The organism is Campylobacter sp. RM16704, assembly GCF_000816245.1.
Lineage (GTDB): Bacteria > Campylobacterota > Campylobacteria > Campylobacterales > Campylobacteraceae > Campylobacter_D.
In genome coordinates, this window is record NZ_CP007769.1 from 1 (window position 1) to 21,368 (window position 21,368).

The following is a 21,368-nucleotide window of genomic DNA, read 5'->3' on the forward strand; positions in this document are numbered from 1 at the left end:
ATGAATATAAAAGATTTTTTACTTGAATTTAAAACAGAAATCAGCGATAATGAGTATAATGCTTATATTTCACATTTACAATTTAGTGAAAAATTAAGCAAAAATAATATTTTAATATTTATTGCACCTAATCATTTTTTAGCCAAATTTATACAAACAAAATATTCACAAAAATTAGCTTATTTTTATGAAATAAAAACAGGAATTAATCCCAAAATAAAAATAATTACTAATGATTCCAAAATAGAAAATAATAATTTTAATATAGATATTTCTCAAATTAAATTTCAAAGTACTATTTTAAATCCTTCTTTTACTTTTGAAAGTTTTGTTGTAGGGGATTCTAACCAATTTGCTTATGCAACTTGTAAGGCTATAACAGATAAAAATAAATTTGGAAAATTATATAATCCTATTTTTATATATGGTCCAACAGGACTTGGGAAAACTCATTTACTTCAAGCAGTTGGAAATATGTGTTTAGATAATGGATATAAAGTAATATATGCTACAAGTGATAATTTTATCAACGATTTTACTTCGCACTTAAATAATAAAACTATGAGTAAATTTCATGAAAAATATAAAAATTGTGATATTTTACTTATAGATGATGTACAATTTTTAGGTAAAACAGATAAAATCCAAGAAGAATTTTTCTTTACATTTAATGAAATTAAAGAAAAATTTGGACAAATTATTATGACAAGTGATAATCCCCCAAATATGTTAAAAGGTATAACAGAACGCTTAAAAAGTCGTTTTGCAAATGGAATTATTGCAGATATTACTCCACCTCAGCTTGACACAAAAATCGCAATTATCAAAAAAAAATGCGAATTTAATGCTATTTATCTTAAACCTGAAGTGATAAGTTATATTGCTACTTCAATGGGAGATAATATAAGAGAAATTGAAGGAATGATTACAAATTTAAATGCTCAAGCAAGATTATTTAACCAAGAAATCACTTTAGAAATAGTTAAAAGTTTTATGAAAGATCATATAAAAGAAACGAAAGAAAACATTAGTGTTGAAGACATATTAGCAGATGTTTCAAAAAGCTATAATCTTAAACCAAATGATATAAAATCAAATAAAAAAACACAAAATATCGTTATGGCAAGAAGAGTTGTAATATTTTTAGCAAGAGAACTTACAACTATGTCTATGCCACAACTTGCAAGATTTTTTAATATGAAAGATCATACTGCAATTTCACATAATATTAAAAAAATTCAAGAACTAATAAATAAAAATGATAATTTAAAGGTAATTATAGATGAAATAAGAAATAAAATTTTAGTAAAAATAAAAAATATGTGAATATATGTGAAAAATAAAAAAAATTATTCTATAAATAGAATTTTTATAAAAAAGGACTTTTAGAAAACATTTCACATTTTCACATTACCTATTATTATGATAAAATAAAATTTAAAAATAAAGGAAAAAAATGAAAATTAGCATTAATAAAAACACTTTAGAATCAGCCATAGTTTTAACTAACTCTTACGTAGATAAAAAAGACCCAAGTAATATAGCTTCTCACCTACTTTTTGAAGTAATAGAAGATAAATTAATTATAAGAGCAAGTGATTATGAAATAGGAATTAATTATAAAATTAAAAAAATTAAAGTTGAAAGCGAAGGTTTTGCAACTGCTAATGCTAAAAGTATTTTAGATATTATAAAAAATTTAAATAACGAAGATGTAGTTTTAGAAACTATAGAAAATTTTCTTTTTATTAGACAAAAAGGAACAAAATATAAACTTCCAATGTTTAATCACGAAGATTTTCCAAGTTTTCCAAGTACTGAAGGAAAAGATAAATTTGATATAGATTCAAGTGATTTAAGTAGATCTTTGAAAAAAATCCTACCTGCTATTGATACAAATAATCCAAAATACTCTTTAAATGGTGCATTACTTGATATAAAAACAACTCATATTAGTTTTGTAGGAACAGATACAAAGCGTTTAGCTATCTTTACACTAAATAAAACTAATGAAAAAGAATTTAATCTTTGTATTCCTAAAAAAGCTATTTTAGAAATGCAAAAAATCTTTTTTGAAAAAATTGAAATCTATTATGATGAAACTATACTTATCGCAAAAAATGATAATTTTGAATTTTTTACAAAACTTATTAATGACAAATTTCCTGATTATGAAAGAGTAATTCCAAAAAATATTACAAAAGAATTTATTTTTAAAACTGAAGAATTTATAGATGCACTTAAAAAAATTAATGTTATTACTGAAAAAATGAAATTAAATTTTTATAAAGATAGACTTGTTTTTGAAGGAATTAGTTTAGATAATATGGAAGCAAAAACTGAACTTGAAATAGAACTTAATATAGACGAAGAATTTAATCTTTGTGTAAAAAATAAATTTCTTACAGATTTTTTAAATTCTATTGAAAGTGAGACATTTAAACTTAGTATAAATGAGCCTCATATGGCATTTTTAGTTTCAAGTGAAGAATTACAAACTGTGATTATGCCAGTAATTTTATAAGGAAAATGAATGCAAAAAAATCAAAATTATAGTGCTGGAAATATTAAAGTTTTAAAAGGCTTAGAAGCTGTTAGAAAACGTCCTGGTATGTACATAGGTGATACCAATATAAATGGACTCCATCATATGATTTATGAAGTAGTAGATAATTCTATTGATGAAGCAATGGCAGGTTTTTGTGATACGATTAATATAGAAATCACTACAGAAGGTTCTTGTATAGTGAGTGATAATGGTCGTGGTATTCCAGTTGGAATTCATCCTACTGAAAATATTCCTACTTTAACAGTTGTTTTAACGGTTTTACATGCGGGTGGTAAATTTGATAAAGATACTTATAAAGTTAGTGGTGGTTTGCATGGGGTTGGTGTAAGTGTTGTAAATGCTTTATCAAAAAAGCTAGTTGCTACAGTGCATAGAGATGGAGAAATTTATAGACAAGAATTTTCAGAAGGAAAAGTAATAAGTAATTTTGAAACTATAGGAACTAGTAAAAAAACAGGAACAATCATAGAATTTTGGCCAGATGAACAAATTTTTGAAATAACTGAATTTGATTATGAAATTTTAGCTAAAAGATTTCGTGAACTTGCATATTTAAATCCAAAAATAACTATAAATTTTAAAGACAATCGTATAGGAAAATCAGAAAGCTTTCATTATGAAGGTGGTATAAGCCAATTTGTAATGGATATGAATAAAAAACAAGCTTTAACTAAAGCCATATTTTTTAATGTAGATGAAGAAGATGTAAATGTTGAAGTAGCATTGCTGTATAATGATGCTTATAATGAAAATTTACTTTCTTTTGTAAATAATATTAAAACTCCAGATGGTGGAACACATGAAGCTGGTTTTAGAATGGGCTTAACTCGTGTTATTAGTAATTATATTGAAGCAAATGCTAGTGCTAGAGAGAAAGATTCTAAAATAACAGGTGATGATGTAAGAGAAGGTTTGATAGCCGTTGTAAGTGTAAAAGTACCTGAACCTCAATTTGAAGGACAAACTAAAGGAAAATTAGGTTCAAGCTATGTTAGACCTATAGTTTCTAAAGCTTCTTTTGAATATTTGACAAAATATTTTGAAGAAAATCCTATTGAAGCAAAAGCTATTATGAATAAAGCTTTAATGGCAGCTCGTGGTAGAGAAGCGGCTAAAAAAGCTAGAGAATTAACCCGTAAAAAAGAAAGTTCAAGTGTAGGAACTTTGCCTGGAAAATTAGCTGATTGTCAAAGTAAAGATCCAAGTGAAAGTGAAATTTATTTAGTTGAGGGTGATAGTGCAGGAGGCTCTGCAAAACAAGGTAGAGAAAGGGCTTTTCAAGCAATTTTACCTTTAAGAGGTAAAATACTTAATGTTGAAAAAGCAAGACTTGATAAGATATTAAAAAGCGAACAAATTCAAAATATGATCACAGCTTTTGGTTGTGGGATAGGTGATGAGTTTGATATAGAAAAATTAAGATACCATAAAATCATCATTATGACAGATGCTGATGTAGATGGGTCTCATATACAAACTTTGCTTTTAACATTCTTCTTTCGCTTTATGAATGATCTTGTAACAAATGGACATATTTATTTAGCTCAACCACCTTTATACCGCTATAAAAAAGGTCAGAAAAAAGAAATTTATCTAAAAGATGAAAAAACTCTAAATGATTATTTAATTGAGACAGGTATAGAAAGTTCTACTTATGAGGGTATAGGATTAAATGATTTAAAAGATTTTCTAAAAATCGTTGCAGCTTATAGAAGTGTTTTAAAAGAATTAGAAAAAAGATTTAATGTAATTTCAGTAATTAGATATTTGATAGAAAATCCTGATTTGATAAAAGCTTCTAATGAAGAATTATTTAAAATTATAAAAGAATTTTTAGAAAAACAAAATCACAATATCTTAAATTCATATATCAATGAAAATGAAATTCGCGTATATGTACAAACTGAAAATGGTTTAGAAGAGCTTATCATAAATGATGATTTATTTACTAATCCTTTGTATGAAGAAGCAAATTATATTTATCAAAAAATTAAAGATAGAGATTTAAAATTTGATAAAGATATTTTAGAAATTTTAGATGAAGTAGAAAAAAACGCTAAAAAAGGTGCTTATATACAACGCTATAAAGGACTTGGTGAGATGAATCCTGAACAACTTTGGGAAACAACTATGGATCCAAACAATCGTCGTTTATTAAAAATCACCATAGAAGATGCCCAAAGAGCAAATGATACTTTTAACCTTTTCATGGGTGATGATGTAGAACCACGCCGTGAGTATATACAAGCTCATGCTAAAGATGTTAAGCATTTGGATGTTTAATCTTTTTAAATGATTTTTTTAATTGGAGGGCAAGGTCATAGTGGAAAGACCTTGCTTGCTCAAAAACTTCTTGAAAAATTTTCTTATCCTTATTTGAGTTTAGATCATCTAAAAATGGGCTTGATTAAAGGAATAAAAGATTTTCCTTTTAAAGTAGATGAGGATGAAAAAATAACTGAATTTTTATTTCCTATTGTAGATGGTATAATTCAAACTTGTATAGAAAATAGACAAAATTTAATCATTGAAGGAATTTATCTTACTCCAAAAAAACTACAAAAATTTCAAAATCATTCTAATATTAAAATACTTTATATCATTTTTTCAAAAGAATATATTTTGCAAAATTATGAATTAATTTATCAAAATGAAAATGTTATAGAAAAGCGTTTATTTAATGAAAAAGAAGAAATAAACATTCTTATTTTAAATCATCAAAAACTCAAAGCTCAATGTGAAAATTTAAATTTTTCTTTTATAGAAATTCAAAAAGACTATGAAATTGAAATTCAAAAAGCTTTTGATTTTTTTGTATAATTTTAATTTTAAATAGGAGAAATTGTATGAGATATGGTGAAAAAGAAATAAAAGAATTTAGCGTAGAAAATATGGAAGTTTGGCCAAATGATGCTAAAAATGATTATGTGATTAAAATCACTTTGCCTGAATTTATGTGTTGTTGTCCGCGTAGCGGATATCCTGATTTTGCTACTATTTACTTAGAGTATATTCCAAATAAATTAGTAGTAGAGCTTAAAGCTATAAAACTTTATATAAATACTTTCATGTATAAAAATATATCACATGAAGCAAGCATAAATGAAATTTATAATACTTTAAAAGAAAAATTAGATCCAAAATGGATAAAAGTTGTAGGTGATTTTAACCCTCGTGGTAATGTACATACTGTGATAGAATGTAGATCTGATTTAGTAGTGCCACAAAATTAAGTTTTATTAAAAAAATTAAGATATATATAGTCTTATAAAGGATAAAAATATGAGATTAAAATTATTATCTTTAGTAGCAAGTATGGCTTTGGTTTCAAATTTAGCTTTAGCTGATGAGAAATCAGGCTTATTTTTAGGAATTGATGCAGGATGGTTTCATACTCAAGTAAATAGTAGTATTAAACATATAGGTATATCCCAAGCAAATTTTAATGGCGATTTAAAAGGAAATATTCCTGTTTTTGGCTTAAAAGCAGGTTATCATTTTAATGATAATCATAGACTTTATGGTGCTTATAATTATTCAAGCGAATTTAGCGATGTAATTAATACAACAAGATTAAAAATTGATGGAGAATTTACTACACATAAATTCTTACTTGGTTATGATTTTACTCCAAAAATTTTTGAAAAAACAAGAGCAGTTTTAGGTATATATGGTGGTTATGCAAAGACAGATATTACTTTAAAGACAAGTTTTTTATCTTTATCTCAAAATTTTGATGGCTATACTTATGGGGCAAAAATAGGTGCTTTATATGAATTAACTCCATCAAATGAAATTGAGTTTGGTTTTAAAGCTGAACAAATTCATTATAATACAAGAAATTTTTATCAAAGTGCCGTAGGTTCGAATTTTTACGATCCTAAGCAAACAAATTATGGTTTATATTTAGGATATACTTATAAATTTTAAGGAGAAATGATGCCAAAAGATGCAAATGGAACTGAGCTTAACGCAGGTGATAATGTAAGCGTGATTAAAGATTTAAAAGTTAAAGGTGCAAGTACAACTTTAAAGCGTGGTACAACTATAAAAAATATCAAACTTACAAATAAAGATACTGAAATTGAAGCTAAGATTGATAAATTTGGTGTGATTGTTTTAAAAACTGAATTTCTTAAAAAGATATAAAATTCCCAATTAATCTTGGGAATTTTCTTCTTGATAAACACAATGTTTAAATATAAATTGATGTTCTTGAGGTAAATTTTTAAATAAAGCATTTGCTAAATTTCTTATCTCCCACAGAGCTGATTTTGAGCTTCTTAGAGTAATGAAATTTTGCAAACTTCTTGCATTAATCGTTAAAGTTAATTCTGTTTTATAGCTTTCTGGTAGGCAGTATTTTGCTATATCTAAACTAATGCTATTTTGTAAAATTAAACGCAGATTTTCTAAAGCTTTAATACTTGCATTATCTACTATTTCATTTCCAGTTAATACCAAATATCTTTTAGCATTTTCAAAGTCATTTTCTTTAAATTCGTTTTCATTTCTAAGTTCTTTTAGTGTATATCTTGTGCTCTTTACACTAGGACTGGTGTGACGGTGTCTTGCAACTTCTTGCAAACATGCCCTTGAAATACCTTGTATATAAAAAGTGTAATTTAAATGCTCTAAGGTTGAAGCATGTTTGAATTTATTTCCCACTCGATCGATTAATTCTTTATCTTTTTCGCCACCACAATCGCCTTTGTCAAAACTTTGCCAACATGTTCTTGTAGCGTGAGAACATATAGAAAGTGGAGTATGGTTTAATAATGTGATTTTCATTCAAAATTTCCTTCAAAAATAATTGAATTTTACACAAATGTTTATAAAAATAAAATTTTTTATTCGTTATAATTTCAAAAAAAGAAATTAAGGTTATTTTATGAAATTAAAACAAACTAAGTATATTTTTGTAACCGGTGGTGTTTTAAGCTCATTAGGAAAAGGTATAGCCGCAGCTTCCATTGCTACGATTTTAAAAAATTCAGGATTAAAAGTAAGTATTTTAAAAGCAGATCCTTATATAAATGTAGATCCTGGTACTATGAGTCCTTTAGAGCACGGGGAAGTGTTTGTTACAGATGATGGAGCTGAAACGGATTTAGATTTAGGACATTATGAGAGATTTTTAAATGAGAGCTTATCTCAAGATAACAATTTCACAACAGGTAGAGTTTATCAAAGTGTTATAGAAAAAGAAAGAAGAGGGGATTATTTAGGAAAAACTATACAAGTTATCCCACATATAGTAGATGAGATAAAAGATCGCATTAAAAAAGCTGGTATTGATAAAGACATTTTGATAGTAGAGATTGGAGGCACGGTAGGAGACATAGAAGGCTTACCATTTTTAGAAGCTATTAGAGCTTTAAAGCTTGAAGTAGGTAAATATAATGCTATTAATATCCACTTAACCTTAGTACCATTTATCAAAGCAGCAGGAGAACTTAAAACAAAACCAACTCAACATAGCGTTGGGGAATTACGCCGTATAGGTATTAGTCCTGATATGATTGTTTGTAGAAGTGAAAAGTCTTTAGACAGAGAATTAAAAGATAAAATTGCAATTTCATGTGGAGTTGAAAAAAACTGCGTTATAGAAAGCGTTGATGCGGCTAGTATTTATCAAATTCCACTTAATTTCTTAAAACAAGATATTTTAAATTCCATTGCAAATTTATTAGATCTTCAAAATTTAAAGCCAAATATGAATGAATGGGATTCTTTGGTAAAAAGAGTTATTGCACCAAGCAATGAGCTTAGCATAGCTTTTGTAGGAAAATATGTAGATTTAAAAGAAAGCTATAAAAGTTTAACAGAAGCTATTATCCATGCAGGTGCAGCACTTGATGCAAGAGTAAATTTAAAATGGTGTGATAGTGAAAAACTGGAAAATGCAAATATAGAAGAAGCTTTTAAAGATGTTAGCGGAATTTTAGTAGCAGGTGGTTTTGGATACCGAGGAGTAGAAGGAAAAATTAAAGCTATAAAATACGCAAGAGAAAATAAAATTCCGTTTTTAGGAATTTGTCTAGGTATGCAGCTTTCTTTGGTGGAATTTGCACGAAATGTTTTAAAACTTGAAGATGCAAATTCGAGTGAATTTGATAAAGGTTGTAAAAACCCTATCATTTTCTTAATTGATGAATTTATTGATGCAAACGGAGAAAAGCAAATTAGGACAAGTAAAACTCCACTTGGTGGAACAATGCGTCTTGGCGCTTATGAATGTCATATCAAACCAAATACGCTTTTAAGTAAGGTTTATCATAATCAAAAAAGTGTTAAAGAACGCCACCGCCACCGCTATGAAGCAAACCCAAAATACAAAGAAATGTTTGAAAAAAATGGACTTATCATAAGCGGAGAAAATGAAGGTTTGGTTGAAGCTATAGAGCTAAAAGATCATCCATTTTTCTTAGCAGTTCAATTTCATCCTGAATTTACTTCACGCTTAGTTAGGGTTAATCCTGCTATTTTTTCTTTTATTAAAGCATCTTTAGAAAATCATGTTAAATAAAGCCAAAATAAAAGAAATTCTACATCAGCGTTTTGTGAATGATACTCATGTAAAGCTTTGTGATTTGCCTATGCCATCTTGCTTAAAAGATGTCTATAAGGGTGCTTTACGTATTAAAGAAGCAATTGAAAAAAATCAAAAACTTGCTATCGTTGGAGATTATGATGTAGATGGTGTTATTTCTTGTGTGATTTTGTCTGAATTTTTTGATGATATTGGATTTGATTATATAGTAAAAATTCCAAATCGTTTTAAAGATGGATACGGCTTAAATGAAGAAATCATCAACGAGCTTGATGGAGTAGATTTAATCATTACTGTAGATAATGGCATAGCAGCATTTGATGCAGCAGAACTTTGCTTAAAAAAAGGAATTGATTTAATCATTACAGATCATCACATGCCTCCAGCTACTTTGCCAAAAGCTTATGCGATTATCAATCCTAAACAACAAGATTGTGAATTTCCTGATATTGAAATTTGTGGTGCTCAAGTGGCTTGGTATTTAGTTGCTGCGATAAAAGAAGTATGCAAGATTAATTACAATATGTGTAAATTTATAGAGCTTTTATCTGTTGCTATTATTGCAGATATGATGGAGCTTAGAGACTTAAATAGGGCTTTAGTTAGAAAAGGCATAGGATATATTAATGAATCTAAGCGAGTAGCATTTAAGGCAATTAAACAAAATTATGGAAAGGATAAATTTGGACTCGATGATATTAGTTTTTTAATTGCACCTTTGATTAATAGTGCTGGTAGAATGGATGATGCGATTATTTCTTATAAATTTTTACATTCTAAGAACTATGATGAAGTCAAAGGCTATTTAGAACAAATTATTACTTATAATAATAGTCGTAAAAATGAAGAACGCGAACTTTTTAAGCAATGCTTGGAGCAAGTCAATGAAAATGATCCTGTGGTTATTGTCAATGGACAAAACTGGCATGAAGGTGTTTTGGGTATAGTTGCAAGTCGTTTAGCAAAACATTTTAACAAACCTGCTTTTGTTTTTTCAGAATGTGAGCAAAAGGCTAAAGCTAGTGTTAGAAGTGTGGGTAAGATTGATATTTTAAATGTTATTGAGCAAGTAAAAGAATATGTTTTAAGTTATGGTGGGCATAAAGGTGCAGCTGGAGTTTTAGTAGAACTTGAACAATTTGATATATTTAAAAATAAACTCAATCAGATATGTAAAAATATTCCCAAAGAAGATTTTTACAATGCAGATGAAGTTTTAGGTAGTATTGACCCAAATGAAGTGGATTTTGAACTTTTAGAAATTTTAGAATTTTATGAACCTTTTGGACATAAAAATCCAAGACCATATTTTAAATTTAACAAACTTTTTGTTAAAAATAAAAAAATATTAGGAAAAGAAGAAAATCATATAAAACTTATTTTGACCCAAGGAAATAAAACTTTAGAAGCTTTGTTTTTCAACTTTGACTATGAACCTCAAATTGGTGAAAGTATAGATTTTATCGCGGGTGTTTTTAAAAATAATTTTAAAGGTTTAATCACACCACAACTTACAATCAAAGAAATTTTAAAATAAATTTATTTTTATAAAATATAATACACATATTAAAAGGAGAAAAATGATAAAAAAAATAATATTATTAGTTTTTTCTTTTAGCATTGCTTTTTCTTTTGAGACAAAAATTTTTATAGGAGATACTTATATACCTGAAAATTTTTACAAATATGATAAAGAATTTAAAGCAGCAGCAAGAAAATATAATATTCCTATGGCACTACTTAAAGCTATAGCTTTAACAGAAAATGCGGCATTTAATCATAATATTATTGGTAGAAATAAAAATCAAACTAAAGATTATGGTTTAATGCAAATAAATAGTATTCATTTAAAGCGATATAATATAAATAAAAATGATATTAAAAAACCTAGTGTAAACATTGATATAGCAGCTAAACTGCTTCATGAAATCATTCAAAAACATGGTTTTAGTTGGAATGCTATAGGGAGGTATCATTCAGTAAATGACAAATATAAAAACATATGGTTAAATAAAGTTACAAAGCATCTAATAGCTATTATTTTAAAAGATAGCAAAGAACTTTTTATAATGGAAAAATTTAGAGCTTTTAAACTTGTATCGCTATTGTTAAATGTTGATGAAAAACAATACAAACTTTTACTTGCCTATAAATATTAATTTTTTTGCAAAAATATAATAAAGCTATAAGAAATTTACAAAATAGTCTAATATTTTAGACTATTTTTTAACAGAAAATAAACTGATACCCCCCCCCCATTGCTATAATATTGGTATTTAGCACATATAAAAAATATTTAAGAAAAAATATTAGAATTTGCATAAAACAATAAAATTTTATGCAAAATAACTATATTGAAGGTAAAGTTATGTCAAAAAATAAATTATCAAATCAATTATTGTATTATAAAAAACTTACAAATCATATCTACCTTTCAGGTATAACAGTATCTTTACTTTTTTCTCCACTTATGGCAATTAATCCAAATCAATTACCAAGTGGAGGTAAATTTACTCATGGAACAACAGGTAGTATAAACATTAATGGTAATACTATGAATATTAATGGAACAACACCAAATAAAAATCATGTTATTCAATGGGGTGGTGGATTTAATATAGGTAAAGACGCACAAGTTCATTTTGGAAAAGGACAAAATGGGCATAATTATCTAAACATTGCTCATGGAACAAGTAAATCTACTATAGCTGGTTTATTAAATGCTAATGGTAATAATGTATTTTTAATCAATCCTAATGGAGTAATCATTACTAAAACAGGAACTATCAATGCTAATCGCTTTGTGGCTTCTACTTCATCTATGGATAGTGCAGCTATGCAAAACTTTGCTAATATGAATAATTTCAATGATGGTTTAAGCTTTTCACCTGTATTTAAACCTAATAAATTAGGTAATGTGGTTAATATGGGTAATATTAAAGCAGATAATATTACCCTACAAGGTAACAAGGTAGTATTAGGCTCTGAAAACTATAACAACATAAATAAAGTTATGGCTAAAAATATAAAACTAGAAGGTAATGAAGTTTATGTAGATGTAGCTAGTATAGATGGCAATACTTTACAAGGTCTAAATGTTGATGCAAAAACAAAAGGTAATGCATATTTAAATGCTAATGGATATTATTATAATCCATATTCTTTTAGTGTGTTTTCAAAGATTAGTGGAAATAATAACTTTAAAAAAGATGCATATGTAGGTATAGGTTCTGATGTAGATTGGTGGCATTTTGCTAAAGGGTGGAATGAAAACAAAGCAGGATTTAGAACTAGTGCTAGTGAATATAGACTTACTAAAGATATAGATTTTGGTGGTAATAACAATAAAAACTATGCTAATTATTGTATAGATGGTTTAGGTTGTACTTCTATGATAGTTGGCTATGATGCTTATAATGGTTTTACCAAGACCTTTGATGGACAAGGCTATACTTTAAAAAATATTAATATAGATACAAGCTCTTTAAGTAGTGAATCTGAATATGTTGGTATATTTGGTTATATTAATGATGCAACTATTAAAAATATTAATGTGGATTATATGGGTGGCGGGATAAGAACTAACACCTATGCTGGTGGTTTTGCTGGTAGTGCTAGTGGAACCTTTAGCAATATTTCTTTAAATAATATAGGTAATATTAGTGGTAATAGTAATGGTGATCAAAGCTTTGTTGCTGGTTTTGCTGGTTTTGCTGGTGGCACCTTTAGCAATATTTCTTTAAATAATATAGGGGATATTAGTGGTTATCATGCTGGTGGCTTTGCCGGTTGGCTTGCTGGAATTTTTACTAACATCTCTTTGCATGATATAGGAAATATTAGTGGTAATAAATCTCACGGCATTGCTGGTGGTTTTGCTGGTAGTTATGAAAATGATTCTACTTTTAAAAATATCTATATATTTTTTAATCCAAATGCAAAGATAAGTGGTAGAGCTCCTGGTAAATTTTTTGGTCAACCATTTTGGACTGCACACCTTAATAATATTCACATTTACCATAGCAGAAATGATTTAACTAATGCAATTACAGATAGAAATTACTGGGGTAATACCAATGATAAAATCCAAATTCACACTTACAATAACTCAAATCAACAAAGTTCATACCAAGACTTTTTATCTAAAGCAAATACTATAAGCAGACCTACCCCACCATCTAACCCAACTACCCCACCTAATCTTACAGATACTAATGTAAAATTAGATGAAAATGATTTACACCAAAACATAGTCAATGAAATCATAAATGATATTACCAATAATCATTATGAAATTAACATAGCTAATTTACTTAATATGCTTAAAGAAAAAACTAACTATACTAATATGAATGAGGAACAAAAAGCTAACTTTATAGCTAAATACTTTCTAAAAGGAAATACAACAAAAGCTTTAGAAGTAGTTCAAAGTTTAGACTTTCTTTTAGCTTATGAAAACAATGGCTTAAGTACTGCAAGTAATGATAAATTTGAAGCAAATGGTTTAAGTGTTAAAAACACTTTAGTAACTAATACTAAAAAAGTAATCAAAAACAAAAATGATTTATTTGATTTTTTAAGTGGTGATTTAAAAAATTTAGTTGTTGATTATAATCAAAACATAACAGATTTAAAAACAGCTCAAGAACAATTAAAAACAGCTATAGCTAAATATAATGACTATGTTAAAAAAGTCAATGAAAATCCTAGCTTAAAAAATGATGCAACTTTAAATTCTTTAAAAGCTGAAGTAGATAGATTAAACAATCTTAGTAAAGAACTTTTTGCTAGTATAAATGATAATCAAGAATTATTACAAACTTGGCAAAGCAAAACAAGCACTGATTCAAATAATCACTTTAAAATAAAAGGTGAGTTTAAAAACTTAGCCTTACTTACACCTAATTTAGATGAAGTAATAGTTAATGGTAATGAAAATGAAGACTATAAAAAAGTATCACGCCAAGTAGCTAATGCTCAAAAACAAACACCTACTTTTGAATATGAAGAAAACGAAAAAGAAGAAGTAGAAGAAACAGCCCTAATGCAAAAAGGAAAGATTTGTATAGTAAGTGATAATTTTAAAACTATGAATCCTTGCATAGTTAGAAGTTTTTAATATTTACACTGCTAATTTAGCAGTGTAAATCATACAAAATGTCTTTCTTTTAAAAGCAAAAACTATTTTCAAACTATGAAGTCAGTTTATTTTAAAATAAACAAAATAGATAGCATTTAATGTAAAATTCTAAACAGAAATTTATTTGATGATAACTATTTGATTGAAAATGATAAATTATAAATTTTCTTGTTTTAAAGCTTCAGCCTGATAGTAGGCAATCAAAGGTTCTATGATTTCATCAAAAAGCCCACCTTCTAAAATCGCATCAAGCCTATATAAGGTAAGGTTGATTCTGTGATCGCTAATTCGATTTTGTGGAAAATTATAAGTTCTTATGCGTTCGCTTCTATCGCCACTTCCAACTTGTGATTTTCTTGCCTCGCTTTCTTTAGCTAAGCGTTCTTGTTCTTGTATTTCAAAAAGTCTTGCTTTTAAGACTTTCATAGCACTTTCTTTGTTTTTGTGTTGGCTTTTACCATCTTGATTAACTACAACTAAACCTGTTGGTATGTGAGTGATTCTTACAGCACTATCTGTAGTATTTACACTTTGCCCACCATGTCCACTACTTCGCATTACATCAATTTTCAAATCATTTGGGTTGATTTGAATTTCTACATCATCAACTTCGGGCATAATAGCAACCGTTATAGCTGAAGTATGAACTCTACCTTGAGATTCTGTTTCAGGTACTCTTTGAACTCTATGTGTCCCACCCTCGTATTTTAGTCTCGAATAAGCCCCATTTCCTTTTATAAGAATGATAATTTCTTTAAATCCACCTACACTACCCTCGCTTGAGCTAACGATTTCGTATTTATAGTCACGATTTTCTGCATAGCGTATATAAGCTTTAACTAAATCTCCAACAAATAAAGAAGCTTCATCGCCACCTGTTCCTGCACGAATTTCTAAGAATATATTTTTATCATCGTTTGGATCTTTTGGTAGTAAAAGAATTTTTAATTCTTCTTCAAGTTGAGGTTTTAAAATTTCGAGATTTTTAAGTTCTTCTTTTGCTAACTCACCTAATTCTACATCAGATAATAGAAGTTTATTTTCCTCTATATCATCTAAAGTTTTAAGGTATTCTTGTGCTTTTGCTACTATAGGTTCTAAATTTTTTTGCTCTTTAGATAGAGCTGTCATTTTAGAAATATCATTAGAGATATTGACATCACTAAGAAGAGTGTTTAACTCATCAAAGCGTGTTAAAAAAGGTTTGAGTTTGTCAGCTAACATTAAATTATGCTAATTTATTTACCAGTAACGCTAGCCTGCTTACACGGCGTGATGCAGTTTGTTTTTTCAAAAATCCACGACTTACCATAGCGTGAATGCTTTTGTTGGCTACTTTTAGTGCATTTTGCGCAGCTTCTTTGTCGTTGTTTGCTGCTGCTTCACGAACTGCTTTTGTAATGTTTTTTAATCTTGTTCTATAAAATCTATTTCTTTCAGTTCTTTTGATAGTTTGTCTTGCTCTTTTTTCAGCAGATTTATGGTTTGCCATAATTTTCCTTTTTTATATAAATTAAATTGCTAATTATACAAAAATAAAATTAAATTTTAATTAATTTAAGTATTTCTAAAGTATTAATTAATACCTAATATCGTTTGTTTTTAAAAAATCACGCAATTTTTCATATTCTCCATTTTCTAGATAACGATACTTTCCCGCTTTTAACATACCAAGATCCAAAGCTCCAAAAGCTACGCGTTTAAGATCCATCACTTCCAAATCAAAATGTCCAAAAAAGCGTCTTAGCTCTCTATTTTTTCCTTCGTTAATGATAACTTTTAGTTTAGTATAACCTCCGCTTGAGCCAAAAATTTCAAAGCCTAAAAAAGGAGCAAAACTCATAGAAGTGATTTTTGTTTTAGCATGAGCTCCTTTTTTTTCGTTTTGAATTTCTAGGCCATTTTGCATTGCTTCGATAACATTTTTATCTATGTTGCCTTTTACTTTTAAGTAGTATTCTCTTTCTAAATCACTATGCATAAGTGCATCTGCTATCACAGGAGAATCAGTAAGTAAAAGCAAACCTTCGCTAGCAAAATCAAGTCTTCCTACGCTAAGCCATGTGCTAAATTGTTTTGGTAAAGAATGGTATATAGTTTTTCTACCTCTATCGTCTTTTTTGCTGACAATCTCGCCTTTTTGTTTATGGTAAATAATAACACTAAATTGTGTCTTTTTATGTAAAATTTTGCCCTTTATAAAGACTTTATCATCGAATTTAACTTCATCACTTAAAAGGGCTATTTTATTATTTATTTTAACCAATCCTTGTTTGACAAGCTCATCCGCTTCACGACGGGAGTATTTGCTATTATGTGAGATGAATTTATTAATTCTCATTTATTTTGCCTTGGTTTATTTAGAATTTAATCCATAATTGTAGCATTTTTATTATTTGCATTTGCTTTTTATAAGAAATTAAAAACATGAAAAGTATCAAAGAAATAATACAATTGAAATATATTCCATTAGAAAAAATATTGATTATGGTATTGATATTTTTTATATTATTTTGAGAAAAATAATATGGTAAATATATTAATGTATTTACCATAATGCTTATTAAAAATGTAAATTTAAAAAGTCCTAATGCATAAAAAATACACTTTATACTATAGCTTAAATGAAAAATAATATAAGCAAGATAAAGAGATTTTATAATGTTGGAGATTTGGTTATTTAAATTTAATCCTACTAAATTTGCTATGATATCGATATAAAAATAGCTTGTGATAAATAAAAATACAAAAATGTTATTTGTCAAAAATACAAAAATCAATTTATTTTTAAAAGAAATTTTATCTTTTCCTGCAATAATTTTTTGAATAATATTGCCAAAACTTAAAATCAAAGCAAGCATAATTCCCCAAAAATAAGCCATAGCTGTAAAGTATTCACTATTTTTGTGTATTAGATTTAAACCTGTTAAAATTACAACTATATAAGATGTGTTATCTAAGAGTTGTTCTATAGCTGGATACATATGTTCTTTTGAAAAGAATTGCTTTTTAATATACATACAGTAGATTTTGTAATTTTTTATTAAAGACTTATATATAAAAATTTTTGTTTGTACACAATAATATATACTACTTACTATTAATACTAAATTAGAAAAAATAGAGCTTGTATTTACAGAATACACGCCAAAAATTGTGTATTTTAACAAAATAAAATCTATTAAAAAAGCAATAATAAATTTAAGAAAACAAATAAAAATTAACATCTTTATATTTTCTTTAATCAAAAATAAAGTAATAAAAAATAATACAAGAAATTCTAAGCAACCGTTAAGCCATTGAAAATATAGAAATAAATAATGTGAATTTATATCATAATTAACAATTTTTGCAATTACCCAAATACCCCCCCCCCAGCCTATGCAGACAAATAATAAGCTAAAAAATGAAACAAAATAAAATGTTTTTAATGCATTTTCGTTTTTTTGTTCCAAAAGATAAAATAAAGGTGCAATTAAAAAAGCTTGTAATATTTCTAATGTAGCTTGAAGCCAAGTTATTTGAGAAAGAATATCTAGCTGGTTTATATCACTTTGTATGAAATGAATTCTAATCAATTCATTAATTTTTGGTAAAAAATATATAAGTATAAAAATTAAAAAATAAAATACATTGTTTCTTAATAAAATTAAAAAATCATTTTTTAAATTTTTTATCATTTTTAATCCTTTAAGAATCTTTCAAAGCTTTTTAAAAAAGCTTTGAAATTTCTACATCACAAAAATAGTTGGAACTATGGTTGGGTATTTTTTGATTTTTCTAAAAATATGCTTTCTTAGTACCTGTCTAATTTGGGCTTCTAAAACTTTTGGATTATCTAAAATTTCATCCTTTACATTTGGAAAAAATTGACTTAAAACATCACTCATTTCTTTTGAGAATGCCCCATCTTGTTTGTCAGCTACTAAACCATAGCTAAACACTCGTGGTTTGTTAATAAGCGTTTTGCTTGCTTTATCTAGTTGAGCGATAATCACTACTATACCGCTATCTGCTAGTTTTTGTCTATCAATTACCACATCATCTGCGATTTGTTTGTTGATTTGATTATCTACAAAAACCTTTCCTGTTTTAACTGTTTTTACGCGTTTGATGTATTTTTGACAAAGTTCTATTTGATCTCCATCGCTCATTAGGTAGATATTTCTTTCAGGTATGCCACATTTTAGTGCAGTTTCTTTGTGTTTGTTGATATGATTATACTCTCCATGCACTGGTAAGAAGAATTTAGGTTTTATTAAAGTTAGCATTAACTTTTGTTCTTCTATGCTAGCATGTCCGCTTACGTGAATTTCACTAAATTCTTGATAAGCAACCTTAGCTCCTGCTTTTAAAAGGAAATCAAGCACAGCAGAAACATTTGCTTCATTTCCTGGTATGGCTTTAGCTGAGATGATGACTTGATCGCTAGGCTTGATTTTTATAAATTTATGTTCATCTGTAGCCATTCTATATAAAGCACTCATAGTCTCGCCTTGACTTCCTGTGGTAACAATTAGTACTTCATTGTCTTTATATTTGCTAACTTCATCTGCATCAATGAAAATTTTTCTATCAAGTTTTATATAACCAAGTTCCATAGTAGTATAAAGGTTTCTTTCCATAGAACGCCCTATAACACATACTTTTCTACCATATTTTAAACCATAAGTTATAGCTTGATATACACGGTGGATATTAGAGCTAAAGGTACTCATAATCACCCTGCCTTTAGTTTTTGCAAAAATTTGATCAAAAGTAGGTCCAACTGAACTTTCGCTTTTTGTATAGCCTTCTTTATATGAGTTTGTGCTATCACTTAAAAGACAAAGAACACCTTCTTCACCATAATGAGCCAAGCGGTTTAAGTCGGTTGGGTAACCATCGATCGGTGTTTGATCTATCTTAAAATCACCGGTGTGAATGATTGTTCCCGCTTTAGTTTTTATAGCTAATGCTGAAGCATCAATGATGGAATGGGTAATATGAATCCACTCTAAATCAAAATCCCCTATTTCATAGACTTGTCTTTTTGTTATAGGTCTAAACCATTTGCGTTCGGCCTTTAACCCATGTTCTTCAAATTTATTTGAAATCATACCTAGTGCTAAAGGTGTTGCATAGATAGGAAATTGAAATTCTTTGAAAAAATATGGTACAGCACCAATGTGATCTTCATGTGCGTGTGTAATAATGATAGCACGAATTTTGTTTTTAATCTTTCTTACATAGTCAAAATCAGGTATGATTATATCAACTCCGTGCATAGTTCCATCTGGAAAACTCATTCCTATATCGACAATAATCGCATCGTTGTTGGTTTCAAATATAGTAATATTTCCACCAATTTCTCCAAGCCCACCTAAAGGTGTAATACGAATTTTATGCTCGCTTGAGTTGTTGTGTTTTAAAGGGTGAAGTCTTAGCTCGTGCATGATTTTATTAGCTTCTATGCTTTTAGAAATTTCTACTTGCCATTCTTCATTACCACTTAGTTTAGAAGGTAAATTTCTATTTTTTTTCTTTTTCTTTTTTTCTTCGTTAGCTTCAGTTTGAATATTTTCTATTTTTGCTTCATTTTTTATTTCTTTGTTTTGCTCTTGATTTTGCAAATCTTTTCTTTTTTTATTTCTAAATTTATTAAATCTTTTAGCTTTGTTTTGTTCTTGAGTTTTGTTCTCTTCGCTCATAGTCATCCTTTAAATAATCATAAATTTTAAGGTATAAATCAACGCTAACTTCATGAGCTCTTGAGGTGGTAGGAATGTTTAGTGCTTCAAATGCTTTTAAAATTGTTTCTTTTTTATTTTTAAAATTCGATAAGAGTTGTTTTCTAGGGTTTTGAAAACAAGCTCTAAGAAAATCTTTAAAAGCTTCTATATTTTCACATTTTTGCTGATAATGACTAGTTTTAATCAGTTTCATTACAGCTGAAGTAATTTTTGGCGGTGGATTAAAACTTTCTGGGTTTATATCAAAAAGCATTTGTCTTTTGCATATTAATGCACAAAGTACTCCTAAAGCCGAAAAACTACTTTCTTTTTCATTTGCACAAAATTTTTGTGCTACTTCTTTTTGCACCATTACTATAAGCCCAAGGCAGTTTTGATCTTCTAGGGCTTTTAAAATCAAATTTGTAGCAATATAATATGGTAAATTTGCTACTAAAAAGTACTCTTTATCGCTTAAACTTCCTTGATCAAAAGCATTGCTTGCGTTTTGATGAATAAGCTCAAAATTTCCACCTTCAATCTCGTTTTGAAATTTTTTATTTAAAATAGGAATCAAATCTTTATCAATCTCATAAGCTCTAATGTGAGCTTGTGGGATTTTCAAAAGTTCTTGCGTTAAATCACCTAAGCCAGGCCCAATCTCAACTATATTTTTAGTATCTTTGGGTATGGCTTGGATGATTTTATCTACCACGCTTTTATCACATAAAAAATTTTGCCCAAAATGTTTTTTTGCTTTTACCATAAATTTATTTTATCTAAAAAATATTAATTATAGCATTATTTTAAGCGCTAATTAGATAAAATTTGAATTATTTTTTACAAAGGTTATTTTTTTGAAAAATCTTATAGTATGTGCAGGGGGAAATGAAGATTTTAAATTTGCACAAAGTATAGGCATAGGTTTGGTTAATTCTGCTTTTTCTTTAGGTAAAATTTTAAGTCAAGTAAAAGTAGATAGAGTGATTTTTATAGGTACATGTGGAATTTATCAAGAAGGAAAAATTTTAGATCTTTATGAAAGTTCTAATGCTGCAAATTTAGAATACGCAGATTTATTTGATAGTTTTTATACACCTATAGCAAATGAGATTATATTAAATGTTTCACATGAAACTATGATTAATTCTTCAAATTATATTTGTAAAGATGAAAATATTGCTAAAGAATTTTTTAAAAAAGGTATGCATATAGAAAATATGGAAGCATATGCGGTGCTTTCTTGTGCTAAAATGCAAGGGATAGAAGGAATTTGTTATTTATGTGCGACAAATTTTTGTAATGAATTTGCACATGAGAATTTTTTAAAAAACCACCAAAACGCAAAAGAATTATTAAAAGATTTTTTGTTAGATAAAAAACTTATATAGGAAA

General features: G+C 27.8%; 19 protein-coding genes. 12 read left to right on the forward strand and 7 right to left on the reverse strand.

The genetic code is table 11. The features are described 5' to 3' along the window. From dnaA to CAQ16704_RS00035, 7 genes are all read left to right on the forward strand, one after another. Positions 1-1,326: a chromosomal replication initiator protein DnaA gene (dnaA, locus tag CAQ16704_RS00005; protein WP_039666331.1), complete on the forward strand. Its 1,326-nt coding sequence runs from the start codon at positions 1-3 to the stop codon at positions 1,324-1,326. A 130-nt stretch (positions 1,327-1,456) separates the two neighbouring features. Beyond that, on the forward strand, positions 1,457-2,524 hold the full coding sequence (dnaN, locus tag CAQ16704_RS00010; RefSeq protein WP_039666332.1) for a DNA polymerase III subunit beta: 1,068 nt from the start codon (positions 1,457-1,459) through the stop codon (positions 2,522-2,524). 9 nt (positions 2,525-2,533) lie between these two features. Then, positions 2,534-4,852, forward strand: a complete 2,319-nt coding sequence (gene gyrB / locus CAQ16704_RS00015; RefSeq protein WP_039666333.1) for a DNA topoisomerase (ATP-hydrolyzing) subunit B — start codon at positions 2,534-2,536, stop codon at positions 4,850-4,852. Between the two features lie 9 nt (positions 4,853-4,861). After that, the gene (locus tag CAQ16704_RS00020) at positions 4,862-5,389 is read left to right on the forward strand and encodes a zeta toxin family protein (RefSeq protein WP_039666334.1); all 528 of its coding nucleotides are present in this window, start codon (positions 4,862-4,864) and stop codon (positions 5,387-5,389) included. 26 nt (positions 5,390-5,415) lie between these two features. After that, positions 5,416-5,802: a preQ(1) synthase gene (queF, locus tag CAQ16704_RS00025; protein ID WP_039666335.1), complete on the forward strand. Its 387-nt coding sequence runs from the start codon at positions 5,416-5,418 to the stop codon at positions 5,800-5,802. Between the two features lie 49 nt (positions 5,803-5,851). Then, the gene (locus CAQ16704_RS00030) at positions 5,852-6,499 is read left to right on the forward strand and encodes an outer membrane beta-barrel protein (protein WP_039666336.1); all 648 of its coding nucleotides are present in this window, start codon (positions 5,852-5,854) and stop codon (positions 6,497-6,499) included. A 9-nt stretch (positions 6,500-6,508) separates the two neighbouring features. Next, positions 6,509-6,718, forward strand: a complete 210-nt coding sequence (locus tag CAQ16704_RS00035) for an alkylphosphonate utilization protein (protein WP_039666337.1) — start codon at positions 6,509-6,511, stop codon at positions 6,716-6,718. Positions 6,719-6,727: 9 nt separating this feature from the next. Here the strand turns inward: CAQ16704_RS00035 and thyX are convergent, their stop codons facing one another. Further along, a complete protein-coding gene (thyX, locus tag CAQ16704_RS00040) occupies positions 6,728-7,360 on the reverse strand; it encodes an FAD-dependent thymidylate synthase (protein WP_039666338.1) in 633 nt (210 codons plus the stop codon). A gap of 100 nt (positions 7,361-7,460) precedes the next feature. On the opposite strand from thyX, the gene CAQ16704_RS00045 reads away from it, so the two are divergent. The 4 genes from CAQ16704_RS00045 to CAQ16704_RS07905 all read left to right on the forward strand — a co-directional run bounded on the left by CAQ16704_RS00045 (position 7,461) and on the right by CAQ16704_RS07905 (position 14,241). After that, positions 7,461-9,098 carry a CTP synthase gene (locus CAQ16704_RS00045; protein WP_039666339.1) on the forward strand — a complete coding sequence of 546 codons (1,638 nt, stop codon included), beginning with the start codon at positions 7,461-7,463 and terminating at the stop codon, positions 9,096-9,098. Further along, positions 9,088-10,659: a single-stranded-DNA-specific exonuclease RecJ gene (gene recJ / locus CAQ16704_RS00050; protein WP_039666340.1), complete on the forward strand. Its 1,572-nt coding sequence runs from the start codon at positions 9,088-9,090 to the stop codon at positions 10,657-10,659. The genes CAQ16704_RS00045 and recJ overlap by 11 nt, the downstream gene beginning before the upstream one ends. A gap of 43 nt (positions 10,660-10,702) precedes the next feature. Further along, positions 10,703-11,281 carry a lytic transglycosylase domain-containing protein gene (locus tag CAQ16704_RS07900; protein WP_052244943.1) on the forward strand — a complete coding sequence of 193 codons (579 nt, stop codon included), beginning with the start codon at positions 10,703-10,705 and terminating at the stop codon, positions 11,279-11,281. A 209-nt stretch (positions 11,282-11,490) separates the two neighbouring features. Then, a complete protein-coding gene (locus CAQ16704_RS07905) occupies positions 11,491-14,241 on the forward strand; it encodes a two-partner secretion domain-containing protein (protein WP_052244944.1) in 2,751 nt (916 codons plus the stop codon). Between the two features lie 177 nt (positions 14,242-14,418). Here the strand turns inward: CAQ16704_RS07905 and prfA are convergent, their stop codons facing one another. From prfA to rsmA, 6 genes are all read right to left on the reverse strand, one after another. Next, the gene (prfA, locus tag CAQ16704_RS00065; RefSeq protein WP_039666341.1) at positions 14,419-15,486 is read right to left on the reverse strand and encodes a peptide chain release factor 1; all 1,068 of its coding nucleotides are present in this window, start codon (positions 15,484-15,486) and stop codon (positions 14,419-14,421) included. 4 nt (positions 15,487-15,490) lie between these two features. Continuing rightward, the gene (gene rpsT, locus CAQ16704_RS00070; RefSeq protein WP_039617063.1) at positions 15,491-15,754 is read right to left on the reverse strand and encodes a 30S ribosomal protein S20; all 264 of its coding nucleotides are present in this window, start codon (positions 15,752-15,754) and stop codon (positions 15,491-15,493) included. Positions 15,755-15,841: 87 nt separating this feature from the next. Further along, complete coding sequence (locus CAQ16704_RS00075) at positions 15,842-16,603, reverse strand: pseudouridine synthase (RefSeq protein ID WP_039666342.1); 762 nt, start codon at positions 16,601-16,603, stop codon at positions 15,842-15,844. 19 nt (positions 16,604-16,622) lie between these two features. Then, positions 16,623-17,942, reverse strand: a complete 1,320-nt coding sequence (locus tag CAQ16704_RS00080; protein ID WP_039666343.1) for a hypothetical protein — start codon at positions 17,940-17,942, stop codon at positions 16,623-16,625. Between the two features lie 51 nt (positions 17,943-17,993). Next, entirely contained in the window at positions 17,994-19,952 is a 1,959-nt protein-coding gene (locus CAQ16704_RS00085; RefSeq protein WP_148308458.1) for a ribonuclease J, read from the reverse strand. Then, positions 19,912-20,739, reverse strand: a complete 828-nt coding sequence (rsmA, locus tag CAQ16704_RS00090) for a 16S rRNA (adenine(1518)-N(6)/adenine(1519)-N(6))-dimethyltransferase RsmA (RefSeq protein ID WP_039666345.1) — start codon at positions 20,737-20,739, stop codon at positions 19,912-19,914. The genes CAQ16704_RS00085 and rsmA overlap by 41 nt, the downstream gene beginning before the upstream one ends. 91 nt (positions 20,740-20,830) lie before the next feature. Here rsmA and CAQ16704_RS00095 point away from each other — a divergent pair, with 91 nt between their 5' ends. Next, the gene (locus CAQ16704_RS00095) at positions 20,831-21,364 is read left to right on the forward strand and encodes a phosphorylase family protein (protein ID WP_039666346.1); all 534 of its coding nucleotides are present in this window, start codon (positions 20,831-20,833) and stop codon (positions 21,362-21,364) included. The last annotated feature ends 4 nt before the right edge of the window (positions 21,365-21,368 follow it).